The sequence below is a fragment of the Pseudomonas sp. zfem001 genome (assembly GCF_032621725.1).
Classification (GTDB): domain Bacteria; phylum Pseudomonadota; class Gammaproteobacteria; order Pseudomonadales; family Pseudomonadaceae; genus Aquipseudomonas; species Aquipseudomonas sediminis.
Genome location: NZ_JAVYJI010000004.1, coordinates 1 through 24924 on the forward strand (window position 1 = coordinate 1; position 24924 = coordinate 24924).

At 62.0% G+C, this 24924-nt stretch carries 22 protein-coding genes and 1 pseudogene; 7 read left to right on the plus strand and 16 right to left on the minus strand.

Features of this window, described 5'->3' with window-relative positions:
- Positions 1 to 110: pseudogene (locus RTH74_RS14335) on the plus strand (IS110 family transposase); the annotation flags it as partial.
- Between the two features lie 173 nt (positions 111 to 283).
- On the opposite strand, the gene RTH74_RS14340 reads toward RTH74_RS14335, so the two are convergent.
- Together RTH74_RS14340 and RTH74_RS14345 are read right to left on the minus strand one after the other, a co-directional pair.
- Positions 284 to 718, minus strand: coding sequence for a ferritin-like domain-containing protein (locus tag RTH74_RS14340; RefSeq protein WP_017676439.1), 435 nt, complete (start codon positions 716 to 718; stop codon positions 284 to 286).
- 67 nt (positions 719 to 785) lie between these two features.
- Positions 786 to 1616: a BON domain-containing protein gene (locus tag RTH74_RS14345; RefSeq protein ID WP_316915093.1), complete on the minus strand. Its 831-nt coding sequence runs from the start codon at positions 1614 to 1616 to the stop codon at positions 786 to 788.
- 210 nt (positions 1617 to 1826) lie between these two features.
- Here RTH74_RS14345 and algB point away from each other — a divergent pair, with 210 nt between their 5' ends.
- Positions 1827 to 3179 carry a sigma-54-dependent response regulator transcription factor AlgB gene (algB, locus tag RTH74_RS14350; RefSeq protein ID WP_316915094.1) on the plus strand — a complete coding sequence of 451 codons (1353 nt, stop codon included), beginning with the start codon at positions 1827 to 1829 and terminating at the stop codon, positions 3177 to 3179.
- Positions 3180 to 3192: 13 nt separating this feature from the next.
- Complete coding sequence (locus RTH74_RS14355; RefSeq protein ID WP_316915095.1) at positions 3193 to 4989, plus strand: ATP-binding protein; 1797 nt, start codon at positions 3193 to 3195, stop codon at positions 4987 to 4989.
- 89 nt (positions 4990 to 5078) lie between these two features.
- Here RTH74_RS14355 and RTH74_RS14360 read toward each other — a convergent pair whose 3' ends face one another.
- The 6 genes from RTH74_RS14360 to RTH74_RS14385 all read right to left on the minus strand — a co-directional run bounded on the left by RTH74_RS14360 (position 5079) and on the right by RTH74_RS14385 (position 11869).
- Positions 5079 to 5264 (minus strand): PA3371 family protein, encoded by a 186-nt coding sequence (locus RTH74_RS14360; RefSeq protein WP_099524916.1) that lies wholly within the window; start codon positions 5262 to 5264, stop codon positions 5079 to 5081.
- 18 nt (positions 5265 to 5282) lie between these two features.
- Positions 5283 to 5594, minus strand: coding sequence for a hypothetical protein (locus tag RTH74_RS14365; RefSeq protein ID WP_316915096.1), 312 nt, complete (start codon positions 5592 to 5594; stop codon positions 5283 to 5285).
- A 176-nt stretch (positions 5595 to 5770) separates the two neighbouring features.
- Positions 5771 to 6958, minus strand: coding sequence for a hybrid sensor histidine kinase/response regulator (locus RTH74_RS14370; protein ID WP_279922126.1), 1188 nt, complete (start codon positions 6956 to 6958; stop codon positions 5771 to 5773).
- Positions 6952 to 7563, minus strand: coding sequence for a chemotaxis protein CheB (locus tag RTH74_RS14375; RefSeq protein WP_099524919.1), 612 nt, complete (start codon positions 7561 to 7563; stop codon positions 6952 to 6954). Before RTH74_RS14375 ends, RTH74_RS14370 begins: the two co-directional genes overlap by 7 nt.
- Positions 7560 to 8369: a CheR family methyltransferase gene (locus RTH74_RS14380; RefSeq protein ID WP_099524920.1), complete on the minus strand. Its 810-nt coding sequence runs from the start codon at positions 8367 to 8369 to the stop codon at positions 7560 to 7562. Before RTH74_RS14380 ends, RTH74_RS14375 begins: the two co-directional genes overlap by 4 nt.
- Entirely contained in the window at positions 8369 to 11869 is a 3501-nt protein-coding gene (locus RTH74_RS14385) for a response regulator (RefSeq protein ID WP_316915097.1), read from the minus strand. The genes RTH74_RS14380 and RTH74_RS14385 overlap by 1 nt, the downstream gene beginning before the upstream one ends.
- A 131-nt stretch (positions 11870 to 12000) precedes the next feature.
- On the opposite strand from RTH74_RS14385, the gene RTH74_RS14390 reads away from it, so the two are divergent.
- Together RTH74_RS14390 and RTH74_RS14395 are read left to right on the plus strand one after the other, a co-directional pair.
- Positions 12001 to 12393, plus strand: coding sequence for a response regulator (locus RTH74_RS14390; protein WP_099524922.1), 393 nt, complete (start codon positions 12001 to 12003; stop codon positions 12391 to 12393).
- 50 nt (positions 12394 to 12443) lie between these two features.
- Positions 12444 to 13109, plus strand: coding sequence for a DUF3313 domain-containing protein (locus RTH74_RS14395; RefSeq protein WP_316915098.1), 666 nt, complete (start codon positions 12444 to 12446; stop codon positions 13107 to 13109).
- Here RTH74_RS14395 and RTH74_RS14400 read toward each other — a convergent pair whose 3' ends face one another.
- Positions 13110 to 13892, minus strand: a complete 783-nt coding sequence (locus RTH74_RS14400; RefSeq protein WP_316915099.1) for an N-acetylmuramoyl-L-alanine amidase — start codon at positions 13890 to 13892, stop codon at positions 13110 to 13112.
- A complete protein-coding gene (locus tag RTH74_RS14405) occupies positions 13889 to 14479 on the minus strand; it encodes a MarC family protein (protein WP_037001645.1) in 591 nt (196 codons plus the stop codon). The genes RTH74_RS14400 and RTH74_RS14405 overlap by 4 nt, the downstream gene beginning before the upstream one ends.
- Positions 14480 to 14710: 231 nt before the next feature.
- On the opposite strand from RTH74_RS14405, the gene RTH74_RS14410 reads away from it, so the two are divergent.
- On the plus strand, positions 14711 to 16246 hold the full coding sequence (locus tag RTH74_RS14410; protein ID WP_316915100.1) for a nucleobase:cation symporter-2 family protein: 1536 nt from the start codon (positions 14711 to 14713) through the stop codon (positions 16244 to 16246).
- 61 nt (positions 16247 to 16307) lie between these two features.
- Here RTH74_RS14410 and RTH74_RS14415 read toward each other — a convergent pair whose 3' ends face one another.
- From RTH74_RS14415 to RTH74_RS14435, 5 genes are all read right to left on the minus strand, one after another.
- Positions 16308 to 18197 carry a diguanylate cyclase gene (locus RTH74_RS14415; RefSeq protein ID WP_316915101.1) on the minus strand — a complete coding sequence of 630 codons (1890 nt, stop codon included), beginning with the start codon at positions 18195 to 18197 and terminating at the stop codon, positions 16308 to 16310.
- Positions 18198 to 18202: 5 nt separating this feature from the next.
- Positions 18203 to 19075, minus strand: a complete 873-nt coding sequence (locus tag RTH74_RS14420; protein ID WP_017676422.1) for an endonuclease/exonuclease/phosphatase family protein — start codon at positions 19073 to 19075, stop codon at positions 18203 to 18205.
- A 19-nt stretch (positions 19076 to 19094) separates the two neighbouring features.
- Positions 19095 to 19721, minus strand: coding sequence for a thiol:disulfide interchange protein DsbA/DsbL (locus tag RTH74_RS14425; protein WP_017676421.1), 627 nt, complete (start codon positions 19719 to 19721; stop codon positions 19095 to 19097).
- 150 nt (positions 19722 to 19871) lie between these two features.
- Positions 19872 to 20477 carry a c-type cytochrome gene (locus RTH74_RS14430; RefSeq protein WP_017676420.1) on the minus strand — a complete coding sequence of 202 codons (606 nt, stop codon included), beginning with the start codon at positions 20475 to 20477 and terminating at the stop codon, positions 19872 to 19874.
- Positions 20478 to 20527: 50 nt separating this feature from the next.
- Positions 20528 to 20818, minus strand: coding sequence for a c-type cytochrome (locus RTH74_RS14435; RefSeq protein ID WP_017676419.1), 291 nt, complete (start codon positions 20816 to 20818; stop codon positions 20528 to 20530).
- Positions 20819 to 21061: 243 nt separating this feature from the next.
- Here RTH74_RS14435 and yihA point away from each other — a divergent pair, with 243 nt between their 5' ends.
- Positions 21062 to 21709, plus strand: a complete 648-nt coding sequence (gene yihA, locus RTH74_RS14440) for a ribosome biogenesis GTP-binding protein YihA/YsxC (protein ID WP_017676418.1) — start codon at positions 21062 to 21064, stop codon at positions 21707 to 21709.
- A 397-nt stretch (positions 21710 to 22106) separates the two neighbouring features.
- On the opposite strand, the gene polA is transcribed toward yihA, so the two are convergent.
- Complete coding sequence (polA, locus tag RTH74_RS14445) at positions 22107 to 24902, minus strand: DNA polymerase I (RefSeq protein WP_316915102.1); 2796 nt, start codon at positions 24900 to 24902, stop codon at positions 22107 to 22109.
- Positions 24903 to 24924: the final 22 nt, after the last annotated feature.

Genomic DNA, 24924 nt, shown 5'->3' on the forward strand with positions numbered 1-24924 from the left:
AACAGGGGAAACCAGGCAAAGTAGCGGTCGTCGCCTGCATGCGGAAATTGCTTACCATCCTCAATGCGATGCTCCGTGATCAGGCTCATTTCAGGCCTCAAGTGGCTTGACGCTGAACACGGTTGCTCGCCCGTAAGGGGCGAAAACCATCAGATCAGACGACGCGCTAACGGATCGTGCTAGAACCGAAAGCACACACAAACCTGCTGCCCCGGCCTGCCCAGCCCCAATAAAAAGCCCCCACACGCAGTGCGTGCAGGGGCTCGTAACAGCGCCGCAGTGATTACTGCATATTCTGCTTCAGCGCCCGCATACGGTCGTGGCAAGCCCGCACCTTGGGCATCTCCACAGCCAGCAGCACACGAACATCATTGTCCGCGCTTTCCAGCGCATCTTCGAAGGCATGCAGAATGCGGTCCTCTGCTTCCTCCAGCTGCGCAACGTAGGTGGCATCTTCATCCTTGGCCAGGGTCGCGCGGGTGTCGGCGTAGAACTGGCGCAGCTTGCCCAGCATGGTGCCGCCAGACGCCGGCTCGCTCTGGTTGGCCGCGACCTTGACGCTCAGGGCGTCGATCACTTCGGTCTTGGCACGCACCATGTCGCGGAACAGCGCCTGCAGGCGGATGTCCTTGACCTCTTCGTGGGCATGCTCATAGAAGCGCTTGCCGTCTCGGGTGATTTCGATCAGTTCATTGAGTTGTGCGGTCTTGCTGCTCATGGATTCTCTCCTTGGCAATGGGACTTGCGGGTTGATGGCCATTCCAATGGCCGGGTTTACTTGGAATTCAGCTGCTGATGCGCAGGGCGTCGGCATCGACCCCCTTCACACCACGAATGTTGCGGGCGATCTCGACCGCCAGACGCTTCTCGGCGCTGCTCAGCACGCTGCCGCGCAGGCTGACCAGGCCATCGTCGGTATTCACCGAGATGTTCAGCGCATCCAGGTTGCGGCTGTAGAGGAAGCTGGCCTTGACCTTGCTGGTGATCCAGCCGTCGCTGATGTTCTCGCGCGCCTCATCGAGGGTCGTTTGCACTTCGCTACTGCTGCTGTCCGCGGTACTGATACTGAGGTGGTTGAACACCTCGCGTACGCCATCGGTGTTGGCTGCCAGCTGGCCTGCCAGCTCCTTGGCCGCCGGGGTTTGCGCATGACCACTGAGGGTGATGTTGCCGGTTTCGCTCTTGACCTGAATATCCAGGCCGCGAGTGTTGCTGTTCCACAGCAACTTTGACTTCACCGTGGCAGCGAGGCTGGCGTCTTCCAGACGCTGAACCAGGCCGGGGGGATTACCTTCGGTGGCGTCGTCACTGACTTCGATGCGATTGTCCACCGCGTCGATGCCCTCTATGCTCAGCGCCACTTGCTCGGCCAGTTCCTTCTGGACCTCGCTTTCGACCTTGCCGCCAAGGGTGACCTTGCCATCCTCCACCGCAATATCAAGCTTGAATGGATTGAGATGCCGATTGAGCGCGAAGGCTGTCCAGATAGAGCCCTCCTGGCGTGCAGCATCCAAATGCGCTGACAGCTGCCCTTCGGCAGCATGGCTGGCCACGGGCGTCAGACCGAGCATCAACGCGGTGCTGGCGGCCAGCAACCATGGTTTGAACGGGGGCATGAGTTCACTCCTGTTCGTGAGACGATATAAGGAATATCGCAAGCCCCGTGCCAGCCAATAAAAAACAAAATATCTTTTAAAAACATATATTTAATGCACATAAAGGCACCCTGCCTGCATGCAGGGTGCAGCATTAGCCTAGTTGGGCCGTGCAACTTGCACGGTTTTTACCTGACTAAGCTGCATTGACCAGTCAGACGGAGCACATACATGGCAGTAGCAGAGCAAACCAGCGGGCGCATTCTGCTGGTGGACGATGAAGCGGCAATCCTGCGTACCTTCCGCTACTGCCTTGAAGACGAGGGCTATGACGTCGCTGGTGCCAGCAGTGCGACGCAGGCCGAGGCATTGCTGCAGCGCCAGGTGTTCGACCTGTGTTTTCTCGACCTGCGCCTGGGCGAAGACAGCGGCCTGGACCTGCTGGCGCAGATGCGCATCCAGGCCCCCTGGATGCGCGTGGTCATCGTCACCGCCCATTCGGCAGTGGACACGGCGGTCGATGCCATTCAGGCCGGCGCCGCTGATTACCTGGTCAAACCCTGCACCCCCGATCAACTGCGCCTGGCCGCCGCCAAGCAACTGGAAGTGCGCACGCTGGCTGCACGCCTGGAGGCCCTGGAGGGCGAAGTGCGCAAGGCCAAGGATGGCCTCGACTCGCACAGCCCAGCGATGATGGCGGTTCTTGAGACCGCGCGTCAGGTCGCGACCACCGACGCCAACATCCTCATTCTCGGCGAGTCCGGCACCGGCAAGGGTGAGCTGTCCCGCGCCATCCACGGCTGGAGCCGCCGCGCCAAACGCACCTGCGTCACCATCAACTGCCCGTCGTTGACGGCCGAGCTGATGGAGAGCGAGCTGTTCGGTCACGCCCGCGGCTCCTTCACCGGCGCCAGTGAAAGTACCCAGGGCCGCGTCAGCCAGGCCGACGGCGGCACCCTGTTCCTCGACGAGATCGGCGACTTCCCACTGGCACTGCAACCCAAGCTGCTGCGCTTCATCCAGGACAAGGAATACGAGCGCGTCGGTGACCCAGTGACCCGCCGCGCCGATGTGCGCATCGTCGCCGCCACCAACCTGGACCTCGACGAAATGGTGCGCGAGGGCCGCTTCCGTGAGGACCTGCTCTACCGCCTCAACGTCATTACCCTCAAGCTACCGCCGCTGCGCGAACGCCATGAGGATGTGATGGATCTGGCCGAACGCTTTCTCGCCCGCTTCGTCAGCGACTATGGGCGCCCGGCGTGCGGTTTCAGCCCGGAGGCTGCCGCTGCCCTGCAGAGCTATCGCTGGCCAGGCAATATCCGCGAGTTACGTAACGTCATCGAGCGCGCCAGCATCATCTGCCAGAACGAGGCGGTGGAGGTTGCACACCTCGGCCTGGGCGGCAGCGGCGAAGCACCGAGCAACACCGTGCGCGTCGGCGCCGCGATGAGCCTCGAAGAGCTGGAGAAGGCACACATTGCCGCCGTACTGGCCAGCAGCAGCACCCTCGACATGGCCGCCAAGACGCTGGGTATCGATACCTCGACCCTTTATCGCAAACGCAAGCAGTACAACCTCTGAACACGGGATTTCCATGAAGCTGTCGATGAAGCTTCGCACGCGTCTGTTCCTTAGCATTTCCGCACTGATCACTGTAGCGCTGCTGGGTCTGTTAGTCGGGCTGTTCAGCGTGACGCAGATGGCACGCAGCCAGAGCGACCTGATCCAACGCGGCTTCGATGCCGTACAGATCGGCCAGAAACTGCGTCAGCACCTGGGTGATGAACTGATCGTACTGATCGATAAGCAGCCTGCCCCGCAGCGCCTCGAAGCCATTCGCCGGTCGTTCCGCGCCACCTTTGAGGAGGGGATCAACGCCAACCTCGGCGCCGACTACATACGCGGCATGGAACAGGCTGCGGCGCTCTACGATGAGATGGAAAAGGCCGCCAGCAATGGCACCCCACCTGGTGAAGTGCCCCACAACCTGGGTCCCTACAAGCCCTTCACCGATGCCTTCCAGCGCCTGCGCGATCACCTGCTGGACCAGCAGGATCAGGTCGTGCAATGGGTTGTCGCCGCCGAGAGCAAGGCCAGCGAACGCTCCCAGTTGATCGCCGGCTTGCTGGTGCTGATCGGCCTGGCAGTGCTGGCCATAGGTGTACTCACCGCCAACGGTATCGCGCGCCGCTTCGGCGGCCCCATCGACATGCTGGCACGAGCCGCCGACCAGATTGGCCAGGGTCGCTACGATGTGGTGCTACCCGTCTCGCCGGTGCTCGAGCTGGCAGTGCTGAGCCGCCGCTTCGGCCTGATGACCGAAGCCCTCCGTGAATACCATTCGAGCAATCTCAACCAGCTGCTCAGCAGCGAAGGCCGTCTCAAGGCGGTGCTCGACAGCATCGATGACGGTCTGATCATCCTCGACGCCGAGGGCAACATCGAACACGCCAACCCGGTGGCGCTGCGCCAGCTGTCTCAGCAAGCCGACATCCAGGGCCAGCCGATTGGCCCGTTATTGCCCGATCATGCTGTGGACGAAGCGCTGCGTCAGGTACTGGCAGGCGAACCGCTGCAGGAGCCACCGGCCGACCTGCAGATCGAACGGGACGGCGAAACCCGTGTGCTGGCCTGGGCCCTGACACCGGTGCAGGTGCGCGAAGGTGGCAGCCAGGGCGCAGTGATGGTGCTGCGAGACGTCACCAAGCAACGCGCCTTCGACCGGGTGCGCAGCGAGTTCATCCTGCGCGCATCCCACGAGCTGCGCACGCCGATTACCGGTATGCACATGGCTTTCAGCCTGCTGCGCGAACGACTTTCACTGCCCGCAGGTGGACGCGAGCAGGAGCTGATGCGCACCGTCGACGAAGAGATGCACCGCCTGGTGCAATTGATCGACGATCTGCTCAACTTCTCGCGCTACCAGAACGGCGTACAGACCTTGCAGCGCCGCCCCTGCGACCTCGGCGAAATGATCCAGCAGCTCTCTCAGCGCTTTACCGAGAGGGCTGCAGAACGCGAGGTGACGGTGGTCTGCGAAGCCCACGATCCGCTGCCGCAGCTTGAACTTGACCCAGCGCAACTGCAGCGACTGCTCGACAACCTGACCGACAACGCTCTGCGCTACAGCAACCCTGGCGACACGATACGACTACAGGCACGCCGCCATGGCGAGCAGGTGATCGTCAGCGTGCAGGACGAAGGTGAAGGCATCCCCTTCGAACACCAGACGCGGATCTTCGAACCCTTCGTTCAGGTCGGCAGGCGTAAGGGTGGTGTCGGCCTCGGCCTGGCGCTGGCAAGGGAGATCGTGCAGTTGCATGGTGGCCAACTGCGGGTTCACTCTCGCCCTGGCGAAGGCGCCAACTTCTATTTCAGCCTACCGATCTGAGGCTGGCGAGCAGACGCCGGGTAATTCGCTCGCAATAAAAAACGCCGCGGTCTTCGCGGCGTTTTTGGTTTTCTCAGTGCGGTTCAGCTTCAGCGCAGCACCGGGTCGAACTTGATGCGGCGTCCGGCCATCAGCGCGACCAGAAAGCCCGCACCGAAGACGACGCTACTACCCTTGAGCAGCAGGGCGACACCCTCGTGCAGAGCTGGGCTCAGCCACAGCGCGGCCAGGCTCGACAGGGTCATGATCAACAACAGGAAGGCACTTCTGGACATGGCGAGACTCCTTGTCGGTCAGAACACCCAGCGAGGGGTGCTGTTAGCAGGACGGGGTTCACGGTTGGCGGTACCGGTCTCGCCATCGTCAGAAATACGCAGCCACTGCGCATCGTCACCGATGGCCCCGACAGCGCGGGTGGGCTGGGCGGGCAGTTCGGCTAAGCCGTCCTGCTGCGCAGCGACACGAGATTCCCAAACCGGCGAGTTGGAGAGGGTGAACTCGGCCGTTTTTGCAATGGCTCCAGCCGAACCACTGAAATCCTTGGCGTAAGCCCCGTTGACCAGCAATGCAGCGACGCAAAACAGGCTCACTCGGACGATGTTCATGACGCTTCTCCATCAGCAGGTCAGTCGGGGGGCTTACATAACTGACTTTGCAGCGCTCATGCCAACATCAAATACTTAAAAATATACTTATAAATCAATCACTTATAATTGAATTAGATGGCTCTTGCCATGCACTTTGCAAGATGCATGAATTACGACACATGCAATTTGCACGATCACCGACGTAACGGCAGCAGGATGCTGAAACAGGAGCCTTCGCCGAGGCGACTGCAGAGCTCGATGCGACCCTCATGGGCATGGACGATCTGCTCGCTGATAAACAAACCAAGACCGAGCCCCTGCGCGACGCTGTTGCCGGAGACACGCTCGAACTGCTCGAATACCCGCCGCTGATCGGCCTCGGAGATACCTAGCCCCTGGTCACGCACTTCGGCGCGAGCCATGTCGCCCACCACCCGCACACGCACCGACACGGGTTTACCAGCACCGTAGCGCAGAGCGTTGGTCAGCAGATTGGCCAACACCTGCTCGATGCGGAACTCGTCCATCATCACCGGTGCCGGTCCATCGACGTGCAGCTCTATATGGCTGCCCGTACTGGTGAACTGCGCGGCCAGGCTCTCCACCACGTTGCCAGCCAGCACGCCGAGGTCGCCGGGCTCCGGACGCACCGACAGCTTGCCGGTGCGAATGCGCGACACATCCAGCATGTCGTCGATCAGTCGACTCAGGCTGCGAATCTGGCGCTCGTCGCGAGCGACCATTTCCTGCAGTTTGTCCGGGGTGAAGGCATCGCCACGGCCCTGTTCCAGACGCAGCTTGCGCAGCTGCACATCAAGAATCAGGCCGTTGAGCGGCGTGCGCAGCTCGTGAGAGACGATGGACATGAAGGTGTCGCGCATCTGCACCGCTTTCTGCAACTCGCCCTGTGTCTCGCGCAGCTCGACGAGAAGTGCCTCCTGCTCACGACGCGCCGCCTCGACCATCTCCAACTGCAAGCTCAACGCCTTGCGGTGGCGGTACAGCTCGACGAACATCGCCACCTTGCTGCGCACCTCGAAGGGCGACAGCGGCTTGTGCAGGAAGTCCACCGCGCCGCTCTCGTAGCCACGGAAGGCGTAGTCCATATCGCGACCGACTGCACTGACGAAGATGATCGGAATATGTTTGGTCTTCTCCGTGCCACGCATCAGTTCGGCCAGCTCGAAGCCGTTCATGCCCGGCATCTTGACGTCGAGAATGGCCAGCGCGAATTCGTGCTCGAGCAACAGCGACAACGCCTCGTCGGCGCTGCTGGCCTGGAAGATGGTGCGATCCTCGGTCTGAATCAGCGAGCTCAGGGCCAGCAGGTTTTCCGGCAGATCGTCGACGATCAAGACCTTGGCTTCAATCTTCCTCAGCATGGCAGGGTATCCAGTTCGGCCAGCAGCAGGCGCATGGCATTGATAGGCAGGAGAAAATCCGGTTTCAGCAGGGCCAACGCGGCGTTCGGCATGGTGGGCACCTGCGCATCGGCAGGGTCCTGCACCAGGGTCAGGCCACCGGCCTGTTTGATCGCCAGCAAACCAGCGGCACCATCTTCGTTGGCACCGGTGAGCAGCGCGGCGGCCAGCTGCTCGCCGTAGGCATCGGCGGCGGACTCGAAAAGAATATCGATCGATGGCCGGGAGAAATGCCGCGGCTCCTCACGGCTGAGAGAGAAGCTGCGATCGGTTTCGATGGACAGGTGGTAGCCGGCGGGCGCGACGTAGACCACGCCACCACTCAGGTACTCCTTGTCCTCGGCCTCCTTGGCAGGCAGTTTCAGGCGTCGCTGCAGCAGGTCGGCCAGCAGGCTGTCGCTGCGATCCGGTTGATGCAGCAGGCACACCACTGGCAGCCGGTAGTCCAGCGGCAGGTCTTCAAGCAGGCTCAACAGCGCCTCGACACCGCCGGCAGAAGCGCCGATCAGCAATGCCTGCAGCGGAACACGAGCCAAGCCACGCAGGTCGATCCGTTGGCTGCTCATCGCTTGCGGAAAATCCGCTCGGCCCGCGACACGGCTTCGAACTGTCGGGCATAGGCGGAGAAATCCAGGCTCTCCTTGCTGCCCAGGCCGAGAAAGCCTCGGTGGCAGAGAGACTCGTGAAATAGGCCGAGCGCACGGTCCTGCAGATCTCGGTTGAAGTAGATCAGCACGTTGCGACAAGACACCAGATGAGTTTCGGCAAACACGCTGTCGGTGGCCAGGCTGTGATCGGCGAAGGTCACATTGGCCCGCAGCGACTTGTCGAACAACACACGGTCATAGGCCGCCGAGTAGTAGTCGGAGAACGCCCGCTTGCCACCGGACAGCTGGTAGTTCTGGGTATAGGTGCGCAGATTGTCGAGGGCGAAGATGCCCTGCTCGGCCTTCTCCAGCGAGTGCGGGTTGATGTCGGTGGCGTAGATCATGGTGCGTTCCAGCAGGCCTTCCTCGTGCAGCAGGATGGCCAGGGAATACACCTCCTCGCCGGTGCTACAGCCAGCCACCCAGATTTTCAGCGAAGGATAGGTCTGCAGTAACGGCACCACTTGCTCACGCAGGGCGAGAAAGTATTCGGGGTCACGGAACATCTCGCTGACCGGGATGGTGAGGTACTGCAGCAACTTCATGAATGCTTGCGGCTCGTGCAGGATGCGCTCCTGCAACGCCGAAATGGTCGGGCAATCCAACTGGGTCTGCGCCTGGCGTACACGGCGCTTGAGCGAGGCTTTCGAGTAATCGCGAAAGTCGTAGCTGTAGCGCAGGTAGATCGCCTCGATCAGCAGGCGCAGCTCGATTTCGTCAGGCATCAAAGACGCTCCAGCTTGGGCATCCACACGCGGATCAGGGAGAACAGACGATCCAGGTCGATGGGTTTGGCCAGGTAATCGTTGGCGCCGACTTCGCGGCAACGCTCCTGATCATCCTTCATCGCCTTGGCTGTTACCGCAATGATAGGCAGGTTCTTCCAGCGCGGCTCGAGGCGAATCTGCCGGGTGGCTTCGTAGCCATCCATCTCCGGCATCATCACGTCCATCAGCACCAGGTCGATGTCCTCGTGTTCCTTCAACTTGGCCAGTGCTTCGAAGCCGTTACGCGCAACTTCTACCATGGCGCCTTTCTGCTCCAGCGCGCTGGAGAGGGCGAAGATGTTGCGCACGTCGTCGTCCACCAGCAACAGGCGCCGGCCCTCGAACAACTTGTCGCGACTGCGCGCGGTCTTGAGCATGCGCTGGTGCTCGCTGGACAGCTCGGCCTCGACCTTGTGCAGGAACAGAGTGACCTCATCCAGCAGACGCTCCGGCGAGCGTGCGCCCTTGATGATGATCGAGCGCGAGTACTTGAGCAGCTCGGTTTCCTCGTCGCGCGTCAGGTTGCGACCGGTGTAGACGATCACTGGCGGGAAGGAGCAGATGTCCTCCTCGGCCATGCGCCGCAGCAGCTCATTACCGAGCATGTCGGGTAGTTTGAGGTCGATGATCATGCAATCGAACACTGTGTCGCGCAGTTTCTCCAGCGCTTCGCCGGCCAGGGCAACGGCGGTGATTTCGATGTCTTCGTCGCCGATCAAGCGGGAAACGCTGTCACGTTGCAGTGGGTCATCCTCGACCAGCAGCACGCGTTTGACCTGCTGATTGAGCTTGGCCTCGAGCTTGCCGAAAACTTCCTTGAGCTGCTCGCGGCTGGTGGGTTTGAGCGCATAACCGACCGCGCCCAGGTGCAACGCGGCCTCGCTCTGATCTTCCACCGAGACCACATGAACGGGGATGTGTCGGGTCTGCGCATCGTCCTTCAGGCTCTGTAGCACACCAAGACCGGAGCCATCGGGCAGGCGCATGTCGAGCAGGATGGCGTCCGGACGATACTGCTGCGCCAGCTCCAGGCCTTCATCGGCGCAGGTGGCGACCAGACAGGCGTAGCCCAGCTCGTGAGCCAGATCAAAGAGGATACGGGCGAAGCGCACTTCGTCCTCCACTACCAGCACGCGACGGCCACCATGCTCATCCAGGTGCTCACGATCATCGGCAAATGGTGCCGGCTGTCTTGGCATCGGTGCTGGTACAGCTGCAGCAGCAGGCGCGACGGCAACGGCCGGCACCACGGCAACCACCGGTTCGCTCGGCGGCTTGCTCGCGCCCCCAGCGTCGACCATGCGCTCGGGCAACAGCAAGGTGAAGGTACTGCCCTCGCCGGGCACGCTGCTGACGGTGATGGAGCCGCCCAGCAAGCCGGCCAGGTCGCGCGAGATGGACAGCCCCAGGCCGGTGCCGCCATAACGACGGTTGGTGGTGCCGTCGGCCTGGCGGAAGGCCTCGAAGATCGCCTGCTGCTGATCGGTAGCGATACCGATACCGGTATCACGCACGGCGAACGCCAGATAATGATCGTCCTGACGCGACACGCTCAGAGTCACACCACCGCGGTCGGTGAACTTGAAGGCGTTGGACAGCAGGTTGCGCAGGATCTGCTCGGCGCGCTGGCGGTCAGTGAACAGCACCTGCGGCAGCTCGCCCTGCTGCTCGATCACGAAACTCAGGCCGCGCTCGCCTGCTAGCGGTACGAACACATCATTCAGGCCCTCGAGCATGCTCGTCAGCGGCGTATGCTCAGGACGCACCTCGAGCTTGCCGGCCTCGACCTTGGCAATGTCGAGAATATCGTTGATCAGATTGAGCAGGTCGTTGCCGGCCGAGTAGATCGACTCGGCGAACTTCACCTGCTCATCGTTGAGGTTGCCATTGCCGTTCTCCGCCAGCAGCTTGGCCAGGATCAGCGAACTATTGAGCGGCGTGCGCAGCTCGTGGCTCATGTTGGCGAGGAATTCGGACTTGTAGCGGCTGGCGCGCTGCAGCTCTTCGGCGCGCTCTTCCAATTGCGCCTGGATACGGCCAAGGGTGGTGTTGCGCTGATCGAGTTCGTCGCGCTGGTCGGCCAGTGTCTGCGCCTGCTCGGAGAGCTTCTCGTTGGTCTGTTCGAGTTCGGCCTGCTGGGTTTCCAGGTGGGCCTGAGACTCCTTGAGCACACGAGCCTGCTGCTCCAGTTCCTCGTTGGCGGCACGCAATTCTTCCTGCTGGGTCTGCAGCTCCTCGTTGAGTTGCTGGGTTTCGCCCAGGATATCCTGCAGACGCTGGCGATAACGGGCCGCTTCCAACGTATTACCCACATTGCCGGCGATGGCTTCGAGAAACTCGCGCTCGCGTGGCTCCAGCGCACGCATGAAAGCCAGTTCGATCACGCCGTTGACGCGATCCTCCGATTGCAGCGGAACCAGGGCGACGCTGACCGGCAGGCCCTCGCCAAGGCTCGACGCTACCTTTATGTAATCGGCCGGCAGGTCATCCAGGCACACCACACGACGCCCGCGGGCGGCCTGCCCAACCAGGCCTTCTCCGCTGTAGAAATGCGCCTTGAGGCCAGCGTCTTCGCTGAAGCCATAACCGGCCACCCGCTTCAGGTCGCCGGTTTGAGCATCGCGCAGATAAAGGGCTGCAACCACGCAACCCAGGTACTCAGCTAGAAATTCAAGAGAGCGATCCGCCAGCTCCTGCACACGCGGCTGGCCCACAAGCCGCTCCGCCAGCAGATTCTGACCACCACCCAGCCAGACACGACGGCGCTGCTCGTCGGCGTAGTCCGCCTGCTTGGCCATGGCCTGGGAATAGGTCTGCGACAGGTTCATCAGCTCACGACGCCCGAACAGCGCCAGCAGAGCGCTGAACAGGATGCTGACCACCAGGTAGATACCCGCCCCCCACAGCGTGGTGTTGCTGACATCGGCATTACGCTGCTGACGCAGTTCGCGCTCGCTGTTGATGAAGGTGTCGAGCTCACGTCGCATGCCATCAGTGAGGTTCTTGCCGCGGCCACGCCCGACTTCAGCCATGAAGTTGCCGCCGGAACGGCGACTGGCGATGACTTCCTGAGCATACAGATCCCATTGATCCTGCATGGCCAGCAAACGTTCGAGACGCTGCACCTGAGGCGGGTTGTCCGCGACCATGTCAATGAGCTGCTCGGTCTGTGGACGGAACTTGCCGCGTGCCTGCTCGTAGGGCGCCAGGTAATCCTCCTCCCCACTGAGCAGGTAGCCGCGCATACCGGTCTCCATGTCGAGCGTCAGCTTGTAGATTTCACTGGCTCGGTTGAGTACCTGGTCGGTGTGTTCGACCCAGCGGATCACACTGAGCAGGTAGCCGATCAATACCGCAAAGCACAAAGCGCCAACCAGCCCAAGGCCCAGCGGCAACCCGACGTTGCGATTGAGAATTCGGCGAAAACCCTGCTCGTCCATTGCGGACTCATTCGACATTGGGACGTCCATTCGATGGTTGTCTCGCTTCTTCTTATCTATCCGGGGAAGGCGTATGGCACACTGACCGCGCGCATTCCCCGAAGTTTGCCAAACATTTGCGCATTCTGCGCGCGAAAACAGAGACTCAGATGACCGAAACCGATTGTGCTGCCACCAAAACCATCCTGTTGGTTGAGGACGACGACGTCGTGCGCCAACTCACCGCGGAAGTGCTGGGGGAGTTCGGTTATTGCGTCCACGCCCTGCGCGACGGACCCAGCGCGCTGGAGCTGCTGCACAGCGCGCAGCATTTCGACCTGCTGATGAGCGACATCGGCCTACCCGGGATGGACGGCCGTGAGCTGGTAGCCGCAGCGCGTCAGCTGCGGCCGACTCTGCCAGTATTGTTCGCCAGCGGCTACAACGAACGCGAATTGCTCGAAGAAGTGCGCGCCCGCGACAGCGCGGCGGCCACCGACAGCATCGTCAAACCCTACGATTTACAGCTATTGGAGCAGCGCCTGAGCGAACTGGCAGGCTGACGAAGCGGCATCTAGGCTGATGGCAGGCCACTGAACAGGAGCGCCTGCCGATGCGTTACCTCCCCTTGCTTTGCCTGGCTCTGCTCACGGGTTTGCTACTGGGCGGCTGCGCCAGTCAGACCACCACACCCGCGCAGTTCTCGGGCTACCTCGTTGATTATTCCCAGCTTCAGCCCGCTACCTCGGCCACTGGCGCGCCAGTGCTGCGCTGGATCTCGCCGCAATTCAACAACGCGCGCTACAGGACGGTTTACGTAGAGAAGCCAAGCTTCTACCCGCAGCCTGCACCGAGCGATCAGGTCAGTGCGCAGACACTGGAAAACGTCCGCGACTACCTGCATCAGGCGCTGATCCGTGAGCTGCAGGGCAGCATGACGGTCGTCAGCGAACCGACCAGGGACAGCCTGGTACTGCGCAGTGCGATCACTGGCGTGACGGTGTCGACCGAGGGGCTCAAGGCCTATGAGGTGATTCCCGTGGCGCTCGTACTCGCTGCCGCGACCACAGCTGCCGGCACCCGCGACCGCGACAGTGCGATCTTCATCGAAATGGAGGCGCTCGATGGACGCACCAGCGCCCCCATGCTACGCGTGGTACGCAAGGGCCATGGCCTGACGCTGGAGAACAGCAGTACCCAGCTGACCCTTGACGACCTCAAACCCGTGCTGGATGTCTGGGCGCGCGACGCGCGTGACTTCCAGCCGGGCCCACGGTGATCAGCCGGCCGCCTGCAGGTTGAGCACCAGCAGGCGCGCGGCGGTTTCGGCGTCCGGCTGGCCGTCATAGTTGGCCGGGCGATACTTCATCTGGAAAGCGGCGATGACGTTGCGCGTCGCCTCGTCCAGCTCACCGTGCTGCGGCACCGTGTAACCGTTCTGCGCCAATTGCTCCTGAAACCACTGCACGCTGGGCAGGCTGGTGCTGAACAACGCCTGCTGGCGCGCCACAGCTCCTTCGTTCGGCCAGGGCACCAGGCCCTCGTCGGCCAGACGCTTCCAGGGGAACAACGGGCCCGGATCGACCTTGCGCTGCGGCGCCACATCACTGTGCGCAATGATCGAGCCCAACGGTAACTGGTGACGCTTGACGATGTCCTTGAGCAACACGATCAGGGTATCGATCTGCTGCGGCGCGAAAGGTTGCCAGTAACGACCGGCCGGCGTCTGGTAGTAGCCCTGGTTGACCAGTTCGATACCAATGGTGGTGCTGTTGAGCCAGGTGCGCCCCTTCCACTCACTGACGCCGACATGCCAGGCACGCCGATTTTCATCCACCAGGCGGTAGACCGTCGGCGGTGCATCACCGATCAGGTAATGGCTGCTCACCTCGGTCTGCGTCAGCAGGTCGAGCGAGCGTTGCAGGTCAGCGGAGGTGTAATGCAGCACGATGTATTGCACGCGGCTGTTCTGGCCGGTCGCGGTATGGCTGTCGTCGATACGCAGACCACCGGTGCAACCGGCCAGCAAAACGAGAACGAGGGTAAGGCAGAGAGACTTCATGCGTGACCGAATACGCTTTGCAGGTTATCCAGCAGCATGTCGACGCTGAGCATGATTAGTAGCATGCCCATCAATCGTTCCACCGCCATCAACCCGCGATTACCGAGGAACCGCTGCAGGAACGACGCCTGCAACAGAATGAATGCCGTCGCCGCCCAGGCCAGGATCAACGCGAGGTAGAGCTCCCAGAGCGGCCCGGTGTGAGTGTTGCGCAGGGTCATCAGCACCGCGAGTGCCGAAGGCCCGGCCACCGCCGGCGTGGCCAGCGGCACCAGCATCGGCTCACCGTCTGGCACGTCGCCGAGCAGGCCCTGCGGGCTTGGAAAGATCAGGCGCATGGCGATGACGAACAGGATGATACCGCCGGCAATCGCGGTTGCCTCCCGTGACAGCCCGAGGCTGGTGAGGAATTTGTCACCAAAGGTGAGGAACAGCAGCAGCAGGCCGAGGGCGAACAGCAGCTCGCGCGCGGCAATCCACAACCGCCTGCGCGGCTCGACGTTCTTCAGTGCGGCGATATAGATGGCGATATTGCCGAAAGGGTCGGTGACCAAAAAGATCAGCACGGCGATGCTGAAGATGTCCATGGGCGTCTCCGGTGGCTAGTGCGCATAGTCTAGGGCCTTGCGGGGTCGCCTCGCGAGTCGGCGCAGCAGTCATATTCTAGCGCTTTCGTCGAGCCAGGAAATTTTGTGACCAAAACCATCGCCCAAGTTCTCGACAACTACCACCGGTAAAAATGTATACAAAGTGGTAGCCAAGATCACAACAAAATGTCTACATTGACCCGACAAGAACAACAGCGAGTAGCTTTCCCAATGACTTCCACCCCCAACAGCGCGCCCGTGACCCAGCGTCCTGAGGACGAGAATCTCGGTATCAGCGCAAACTTTGCTTACGGCTTGCAGCATGTCCTGACCATGTACGGCGGGATCGTTGCGGTTCCCCTGATCGTTGGCCAGGCTGCCGGACTGTCACCCGCCGATATCGGCCTGTTGATCGCCGCCTCACTGTTCGCCGGCGGCCTGGCTACTTTGCTGCAAACCCTCGGCCTGCCTTTCTTCGGCTGTCAGTTACCACTGGTGCAGGGCGTCTCGTTCGCCGGGGTGGCGACCATGATCGCGATCATCGGCAGCGACGGCGCCGGGGGCATCCCGGTGGTGCTCGGCTCGGTGATAGCCGCGTCCCTGATAGGGCTGCTGATCACGCCCGTGTTCTCACGCATCACCAAGTTCTTTCCGCCACTGGTGACCGGTATCGTCATCACCACCATCGGCCTGACGCTGATGCCAGTGGCCGCGCGCTGGGCCATGGGCGGCAACAGCAGCGCCGCGGACTTCGGCAGCATGGCCAACATCGGCCTGGCTGCCTTCACCCTGGCCACCGTGCTGCTGCTGAGCAAGGTCGGCAGCGCCAGCATCTCGCGCCTGTCGATCCTGCTGGCGATGGTCATCGGCACCCTGGTTGCCGTGGCCTTTGGCATGGCGGACTTCTCCCAGGTCCCGAACGGTCCGCTGCTGGCCATGCCCGAACCCCTGCACTTCGGCATGCCGGTGTTCAAGGTGGCCGCCATCCTGTCGATGGTCATCGTGGTGATCGTGACCCTGGTGGAAACCTCGGCGGATATCCTCGCCGTTGGCGAGATCATCGGCACCAAGGTGGACTCCAAGCGCCTGGGTAACGGCTTGCGTGCTGACATGATCTCCAGCATGTTCGCCCCGCTGTTCGGCTCCTTCACGCAAAGCGCCTTCGCCCAGAACGTCGGCCTGGTGGCCGTGACGGGGGTGAAGAGTCGTTACGTGGTCGCCAGCGCCGGCCTGATTCTGGTCACCCTCGGCCTGCTACCGGTAATGGGCCGCCTGATCGCCGCCGTACCGACCGCGGTACTGGGCGGCGCGGGCGTCGTGCTGTTCGGCACCGTGGCTGCCAGCGGCATCCGCACCCTGGCCAAGGTCGACTACCGCAACAACATGAACCTGATCATCGTCGCCACCTCGATTGGCTTCGGCATGATCCCCATCGCCATGCCGAGCTTCTACCACCACTTCCCGGCCTGGTTCGAAACCATCTTCCATTCGGGCATCAGCTCGTCGGCGATCATGGCAATCCTGCTCAACCTGCTGTTCAACCACTTCACCACGGGGAACTCGGATCAGCAGTCGGTGTTCGTCGCCGGCACCGAGCGCAGCCTGCGCTACCGCGATATTGCCGCGCTGCATGAAGGCGACCACTTCGTCGACGGCAAGCTGTATGACGCGCAGGGCAACGAAGTGCCTTTGCAAGACGACAGCGACCACGCCCCGCGAACTCGCAACACCCCGACGGCCAGCAAGCAGTCGGCAGAAGCGACGTAATAGGGAAGGTTGACCGGCGCTTTGCGAGCCGCGGCCTCTACCGCGGCTCCGGCCGAACAGATCAGACTGCCTGTTCGACCCGGTTACGCCCCGTGCCTTTGGCACGGTAAAGCGCCTGATCGGCACGCTCGAAGGTGACCTCGGTGGCCTCGCCATTGCGAAACTCGGCGATACCCGCGGAGAAGGTGATGGTCACCGGCTCACCCTTGAAGTGGAACGGGCAGGCCTCGATTGCCGCGCGCAGGGTCTCGAGAAGCTGCACACCGCCTTCCAGCGGCGTTGCAGGAATCAGCAAAACGAACTCTTCACCACCAAAACGGGCGATGAAGTCGGTCTTGCGCAAACGCTTGTTGAGCTCACCGGCAATGATCTTCAACACCCGATCACCGGCCAGGTGACCATAGCCATCGTTGATCCGCTTGAAGTGATCGATATCCAGCACCGCCAACAACAACTGGCCGCCGTAGCGTTGGCGACGAGCGACTTCCAGATCCAGACGCTCACTCCAGGCGGCACGGTTGGCCAACCCGGTCAGGGGATCCAGCAAAGACTTCTGCCGCTGTTCCTCGATATGCTCGCGAAACTGCTGCGCCTCCTGCTCCATCTCGGCGACACGCTTGACCAGGCCCTGTAGCCGCTCGGCCACGTCGTCCTCACTGCTATCGCGCTGACGCTGATGATTGCTGACGCTCTGCAGCAACCCCTCCAGGCGCTGTTCCAGGGCCTGCTTGAGCGACTCCAGATCACCCGCATCCTGCACGCTTTGCTGCAGGTCGCTGACCTGGTCACGCAACTGCTGATTGAAGTTGCGCGCACTTTCTGCCGACGCGCTGTAGCCCTCGTGTGCCTGGCTGAGGGTTTCGATGAAGGCCGCCAGGCGCTCATTGAGTTGCTTGAGATAGCCCGCGAACTCACGCTGGCCGCTATCGGTGACGGCCAGCACCAGCACAGCCAGGTCATCCAGTACCGGCACCAGCTCGTACCAGTTGAGATTGCCCTCCAGTCGCAGGCGCAGCGCGTCACCTTGCGGCAGATGGCGCGCCGGCAGCTCGAGCTCGTCGAGCAGGCCACGCAGACTGCTGGCGATATGCGGCGCCACTGCGCTGTATCCAGGTTCGCTGCTGGGCAATGAAAACGGGCTGTCGTCGGCACCCTCCTGCCGCACCAGCCCCGGCGGCAGAGGCAGGCTATCGAGCACGGGCGAAGCCTCGTGGAGCTGATGCTGGGCCGGCGCGCTAATCACTCTGGCAACACGGGGAGGCGACTCGTTCGCTACCGCGACGGTGGCAGGCGCGGATGCTGGCGTTGGCGTTGGCGTTGGCGTTGGCGTTGGCGTTGGCGTTGGCGCTGACTCTGGTGCGGGCTCCTCGATAACGCTAGCGACCTCAGCAACACGGTCCGGCGCATCCTCATTGCTTTCGCTGGTCTCGCTGCGCGAGCCGAACAGGCGCTGAAGCAGGCCTGGTTGTTCCTGCGCCGGAGCCTGCAGAACGGTCAGCGCCTGGCCCTGCAGATTACTCAGCTGGCTGAGCAGCGCCGGCAGCAGGTACTGGTGTGCGGTGGCATCCTGCAACTGCTTGCCCAGTGATTTGAGTGCCTTGCGCACCTCGCGGGGCGGTTGCAGACGCTGTAGTTGCTCGATCAAGCCAGCCAACGCAGTCGCAGCCTCTGCGGCACGCTGCTGACGGCGCTGCTCGGAATCCAGCACAGCCTTTTCCAGACGCGGGATAAGGCCGCCCAATGCAGCGTCCATATCGTCGCGGCGAAGAATTTCGCGCATTTCCTGCATGCATTGATCGACCGCCTTGTCCGCGCCCTCGGCGGCCAGGCTGCTGCGCACCAGCCCCCGGCGCAGCAGATCCAGGCGCAACTCCCAACGGCGGTCGAGCTTCTCCTGCTGTTCCAGGCTGCTCAGGTACTTTTCTTTCCAGCGTTGCGCGTCATCGCTCATACGGCTTACTCGGGAGATGGCGTCTTCAGCATAGGCATTTGCGCAGCATTCTGTGCTTCCGGCAGGCGGATTTCCACAGCCACGGGAAGGTGATCGGAAATCGGCTGACTGAGTACATCGACGCGCCCCAGCTCGAGCTCGGAACTGATCAGAATATGATCGAGGCAGCGCTGCGGTCGCCAGCTGGGGAAGGTCGCTTCGACCTGCGGCGCGATCAGGCCGAGGTCGCGCAACGGGGAGCTCTCCAGCAGGTCGACAGCATGGGTGTTCATGTCGCCCATCAGCACCAGGTGGCGAAACTCGCTGACACGCTCACGAATGTAGGCCAGTTGCCGCGTTCGGGTGCGAGCTCCCAGCGCCAGATGCATCATCACTACACCCAGTGCATGCTCACCTTCGCCCAAACGCAGGAAGATCGCACCACGCCCAGGCGGACCTGGGAGCGGATGGTCTTCCAGCAGAGAGGGACGCAAACGGCTGAGCACACCGTTGCTGTGCTGGGCGAAGCGCCCGAGATTGCGATTGAGCTGTTGGTACCAGAAGGGAAAGGCCCCCTGCTGGGCAAGGTACTCGACCTGATTGATGTAGCCCGAACGCAGGCTGCCGCCATCGACTTCCTGCAAAGCCACCAGATCGAAGTCGGCGAGCAGATCACCGATGCGCTGCAGGTTGCCGGCACGCCCGGCATGGGGCAACAGATGCTGCCAGCTACGGGTCAGGTAGTGATGATAACGCTGGGTATTGATGCCGACCTGGACGTTGAAACTGAGCAGACGCAACAGGCCGTCGGCTGGCCAGTCGCTCTCGGGCGAGCAGTGCGGGTTGATCTGTGGATCGCACAGACCAACCGCACGTGTCTTTCGCCAGCGGCGCAGCATGCTTCGCGCCTGCGGCCGCTTAAAGCGCCTCGCGCTCCTTGGCGATCAGGTGGTCAGCGACCTGCAGGGTCTGCTGTGGGCCACCGGCCGAGCCCAGGTCGAAGCGATACTTGCCACCGACAACCATCACCGGTACGCCAGTGATCTGGTAGGCCATGGCCAGTTTCTTGGCCTTTTCCATCTGGCCTTTGACGGCGAAGGAGTTGAAGGTCTTGAGGAAGGCATCACGATCAACGCCCTGGGTGGCGACGAAATCGGCAAACTCTTCGGCCGAAGCCAGCTTCTTCTTCTCCTGGTGGATGGCGTTGAACACGGCGTCATGCACCTTGTGCTCGACCTTCATGCTTTCCAGGGTGATGAACGCCTGACCATGCACGTTCCAGATACCACCGAACAGCGCCGGCACGCGGACGAAGTTGACGTCTTCCGGCAGCTTCTCGACCCAGGGGTTGAGAGTCGCTTCGAACTGATAGCAGTGCGGGCAGCCGTACCAGAACAGCTCCACCACTTCGACCTTGCCAGGCTTGGACACCGGCACCGGGCTCTTCAGCTCGACGTACTGCTGGCCAGCCACCGGCTCGGCATGAGCAGTGATACCGAACAGACTGCTGAGGGCCAGAGCGGCGCCGAGAATCAGGTTACGCATGGGGTACTCCTTGGTAGTAGGCATCGCCTCGTGGCGAATCGCTAGTAAGACCGGACGACACGAGGCAGGTTCCGGCCATTGTAGCCGCGGCGCAAATGAAAAAGGGTGGCCGTAGCCACCCTTTGTCTTGCCAAAAGCAACGATGGTCCGTCAGTGCAGGCCCTGGATGAAGCTGGATACGGCTTCAATATCCTTGTTGCTCAGTTTGGCAGCGATGGCGCGCATGATCATCGCGTCGCCGTCGTTGGTGCGGTTGCCTTCGCGGAAGTCAGTCAGCTGCTTGGCCACGTACTGAGCGTGCTGGCCGCCCAGGTGTGGGAAGCCGGCAGCGGCCAGGCCAGCGCCGTTGGGCGAATGGCAACCGATGCAGGATGGCATGCCCTCTTCCAGCTTGCCGCCACGGAACAGTGCTTCACCACGCTCGACCAACTTGGGATCGGCGGCACCAACGCTCATCTTCTGACTGGAGAAGTAAGCGGCGATGTCAGCCATATCCTGTTCGCTGAGGTTGTCCAGCATGCCGGTCATTTCGACCACCGGACGGGCACCGGACTTGATGTCGTGCAGCTGCTTGAGCAAGTAACGCTCGCCCTGACCGGCCAGCTTGGGGAAGTTTGGTGCAGGGCTGTTGCCATCGGCGCCATGACAGGCACCACAGACAGCGACTTTGCCCTGACCGGCTTCGGCATCGCCAGCAGCCTGTGCCACGCCAGTGAGGCCCAGGGTCAACAGCAGACTCACGAGTACTTTGTTCATCAGCTAATCCAATTACGGCTAAGAGAGAAAGGGTTATCGAGCGGGCTTACTCACTCGGTCATCAGTTTGATGACCGCCTGGTAATCCTCGGCCGAGCAGTCCATGCACAGGCCGCGCGGCGGCATGGCATTCAAACCATTGGTAACGCTCTGCACCAGTGTATCCATGCCCTTGGCCAGACGCGGCTCCCATGCGGCCTTGTCGCCCTTCTTGGGCGCCGTGGGAATCTGGCCGTTGTGGCATACACCACAGGAACGGTCATACACAGCTTGCGGATCCTGAGCAGCATAGCCGTTGAACGACAACATCATAACGGCAGCAGCAAGCAGCATTTTCTTCATCAGATCAACCTCATCAGGGTTGGGAACGTCCTGCTTTCTATCGAGCAGAGATTGAATCGCTCCCGGCAATTGGATTCCTGCGGGTGGGACAAAGCGCACACAAAATCTGCGGCATTATATACTGGCAACACTGAAACGGAAACGACGCCCCCTGCCGCCCCCTCTGGAGCGCAGCAGGTGCGCGGAAATGTCGCAAGCCCTCGAACCACTGAACAGGAATCGAGGCACCCACCGGATACCCCCATGCTCCCGAAAAATCCCATCATCGGTCTGTGCCAGCAGGCCAGCTTCCTCATCAGCGCCGCCAAGGTCGACCAGTGCCCCGAGGACAGCGGCCTGGAGGTGGCCTTCGCCGGCCGCTCCAACGCTGGCAAGTCGAGCGCGCTCAACACCCTTACCCACGCCAGCCTGGCACGCACCTCGAAAACACCGGGACGCACGCAGTTGCTCAACTTCTTCCGCCTGGACGACGAGCGTCGCCTGGTCGACCTGCCCGGCTACGGTTATGCCAAGGTACCGATCCCGCTCAAACAGCACTGGCAGAAACATCTGGAAGCGTATCTGGGCAGCCGCGAGAGTTTGAGCGGCCTGGTGTTGATGATGGATATCCGCCATCCGCTGACCGAGTTCGACTGCATGATGCTGGACTGGTCGGTAGCCAGTGGCATGCCGCTGCATATCCTGCTAACCAAGGCCGACAAACTGGCTTTCGGCGCAGCGAAGACCACCTTGCTCAAGGTGCGCCAGGAAATTCACAAGCAGTGGGGCGAGGCCATCAGCATCCAGCTGTTCTCGGCGCCTAAGCGCATGGGCGTGGAAGAGGCGCAGATGGTGCTGGCAGGTTGGCTGGATCTGTTGCCGGAAGAGGATGAGGAAAGCGCCGAGGAATAAGTCGTAGGGTGCGCTGTGCGCACCTGGATCGTAGGGAGTATTCGGTGCCCACTAAGGAACAGCAGGAGCGGGCCCCAACCTCTCCCGGAGGGAGAGGTTCATCAGAATGCGGCTAGCGGCACTTTTCTATAGGCAAAAAAAACCCCGAGCTTCGTATGGGGAGGGAGAAGTTCGGGGTTCAAGGTCTGAACCGCTAGGGCGGGGTTCAGATGTCTGCCAACACTTAACACAACAAAGGAGCATTGAAGGGCTTAACGGCCATTCATGAACTCTGACCGGGTGGGTTTGCAGAAAGTTCATCGCCGTCTTAAAAACCATTTGCAATAAGAAAGCGCCTTTTGATTCCCTGAAACCCAAAAGCTAGAGCGGCCGCGGCTCTATGCCGCGGCGACGAGCCTCAATGCGCCTCGTCCCAATTGGCGCCGACGCCGACTTCCACCAGTAGCGGTACATCCAGGTCGGCGGCGCCACTCATCAGGCTCTTGAGTTTGGCGCTGACCTCGTCGATCAGTTCCTCACGCACCTCCAGCACCAGTTCGTCGTGCACCTGCATGATGATGCGTGCATCGATGCCGCTGTCCTGCAACCAGCTGTCCACGGCGATCATGGCGCGCTTGATGATGTCCGCAGCCGTGCCCTGCATCGGCGCATTGATCGCCGCGCGCTCGGCGCCCTTGCGCATGGCCTGGTTCTGCGCGTGGATCTCCGGCAGGTACAGGCGACGGCCGTAAACTGTCTCCACATAACCCTGCTCGGCGGCCTGCGCGCGGGTGCTTTCCATGTAGGTCAGCACGCCGGGATAGCGGGCGAAGTAACGATCGATATAGGCCTGCGCCTCCTTACGTTCGACGTCGATCTGCTTGGCCAGGCCGAAGGCGCTCATGCCGTAGATCAGACCGAAGTTGATGGCCTTGGCCTTGCGCCGCTGATCGCTGCTCACCTCTTCCAGTGCCACACCAAAAACCTCGGCAGCAGTGGCCCTGTGCACGTCCAGATCATGGTGGAAGGCATCGAGCAGACCTTTGTCCTTGGCCAGGTGGGCCATGATGCGCAACTCGATCTGCGAGTAGTCCGCGGCCATCATCTTGTAGCCCTTGGGCGCCACGAAAGCCTGGCGGATGCGCCGGCCTTCGGCGGTGCGGATCGGGATGTTCTGCAGGTTCGGGTCGCTGGAGGACAGGCGGCCAGTAGCGGCGACCGCCTGGTGATAGCTGGTATGGATACGCCCGGTGCGCGGGTTGATCTGCTCCGGCAGCTTGTCGGTGTAGGTGCTCTTGAGCTTGCTCAGGCTGCGGTACTGCATCAGCACCTTGGGCAATTCGAAGTCCTGCTCGGCCAGTTCTGCCAGCACCGCTTCGGCGGTGGAGGGTTGGCCCTTGGCAGTCTTGCTGATCACCGGGTAGCCGAGTTTTTCGTAGAGGATCACGCCGAGTTGCTTGGGCGAGGCGAGGTTGAATTCCTCACCGGCGATCTCGAACGCCTTGCGCTCCAGCTCCACCAGTTTCTCGCCCAGCTCGACACTCTGCTCGCCGAGCAGCTTGGCATCGACCAGCGCGCCGTTGCGCTCGATGCGCGCCAGCACCGGTACCAGCGGGATTTCGATGTCGCGCAGCACTTTGGCCAGGGACGGCACAGCTTCGAGGCGTCCCCACAGTTCCTGATGCAGACGCAAGGTCACGTCGGCATCCTCGGCGGCGTACGGGCCGGCCTGCTCCAGGGCGATCTGATCGAAGGTCAGCTGCTTGGCGCCCTTGCCGGCGATGTCCTCGAAGCGGATGGTGCTGTGGTTCAGGTACTTCAGCGCCAGGCTGTCCATGTCGTGACGGGTGGCGGTGGAGTCCAGTACGTAGGATTCGAGCATGGTGTCGAAGGCCACGCCCTGCACCGTGATCGGCGTGCTGGCATTGGCCAGGACGTTGATGTCGTACTTGGCGTGCTGGCCCACCTTGGCCTTGGCCGGGTCTTCGAGGATCGGCTTGAGCGCCTTGAGCACTGCGTCGCGATCGAGCTGCTGCGGCACGCCCATGTAGGAATGCGCCAGCGGGATATAGGCCGCCTCACCGGCCTTGACCGCGAAGGACAGACCAACCAACTGCGCCTGCTGGGCATCAATGCTGGTGGTCTCGCTGTCGAAGGCGATCAGTTCTGCCTGCTCCAGTTTCTTCAGCCAGGCATCGAACTGCGCCTGCTCCAGTACCAGCTGGTAATCACCGCTGCTGGCTGGCGCTAGCTCGGCGGTTTCCTCAACGGTTTCACCAGTCGGCTCGGCGAACAGATCGCCAGCCGGCGCAGCAGCCTTGGCCGCCAGCGCCTTGTTCTGACGCAGCAGGTCGTCCAGCCAGTTCTTGAACTCCAGCTCGCCGTAAAGCTCCACCAGCGCGGCCTGATCCGGTTCGCCGGGATGCAGCGACTCGATCTCGATATTCAGCGGCACGTCGGTCTTGATGGTCGCCAGCTGATAGGACAGGTAAGCCATCTCGCGGTGCTCTTCGAGCTTGGCTGGCAGGCCCTTGGCGCCACGGATCGGCAGCTCGGGCACCTTGTCGAGGTTGGCGTAGAGCACGTCGAGGCCGCCGCCGATACCAACCAGCAAGCCCAAAGCGGTTTTCTCACCGACACCAGGCACACCCGGAATGTTGTCGACCTTGTCGCCCATCAGCGCCAGGTAGTCGATGATCAGCTCAGGGCCGACACCGAATTTCTCCTTTACGCCATCGGCATCGTAGACGCTTCCCGTCATGGTGTTGACCAGCGTAACGTGCGGGCAGACCAGCTGCGCCATGTCCTTGTCACCAGTGGAGATGACCACGTCGCGCTTTTCCCCGGCCGCTTGCCGCGCCAGGGTGCCGATCACGTCATCGGCTTCAACCCCTTCGACGCACAGCAGCGGCAACCCCAGGGCGCGCACGCTGGCGTGCAGCGGCTCGACCTGCACGCGCAATTCGTCCGGCATGGATGGCCGATTGGCCTTGTACTCGGCGAACAGCTCGTCGCGGAAGGTGCCGCCCTTGGCGTCGAAGACCACGGCAAAGGGGCTGTTCGGGTACTGCTTGCGCAGGCTCTTGAGCATGTTCAGCACGCCCTTCACCGCTCCGGTGGGCATGCCCTTGGAAGTGGTCAGCGGCGGCAGGGCGTGGAAGGCGCGGTACAGATAAGAGGAACCGTCGACCAGAACGAGGGGAGCTTGGCTCATGCGCGGGATCAACCTTTTCGGC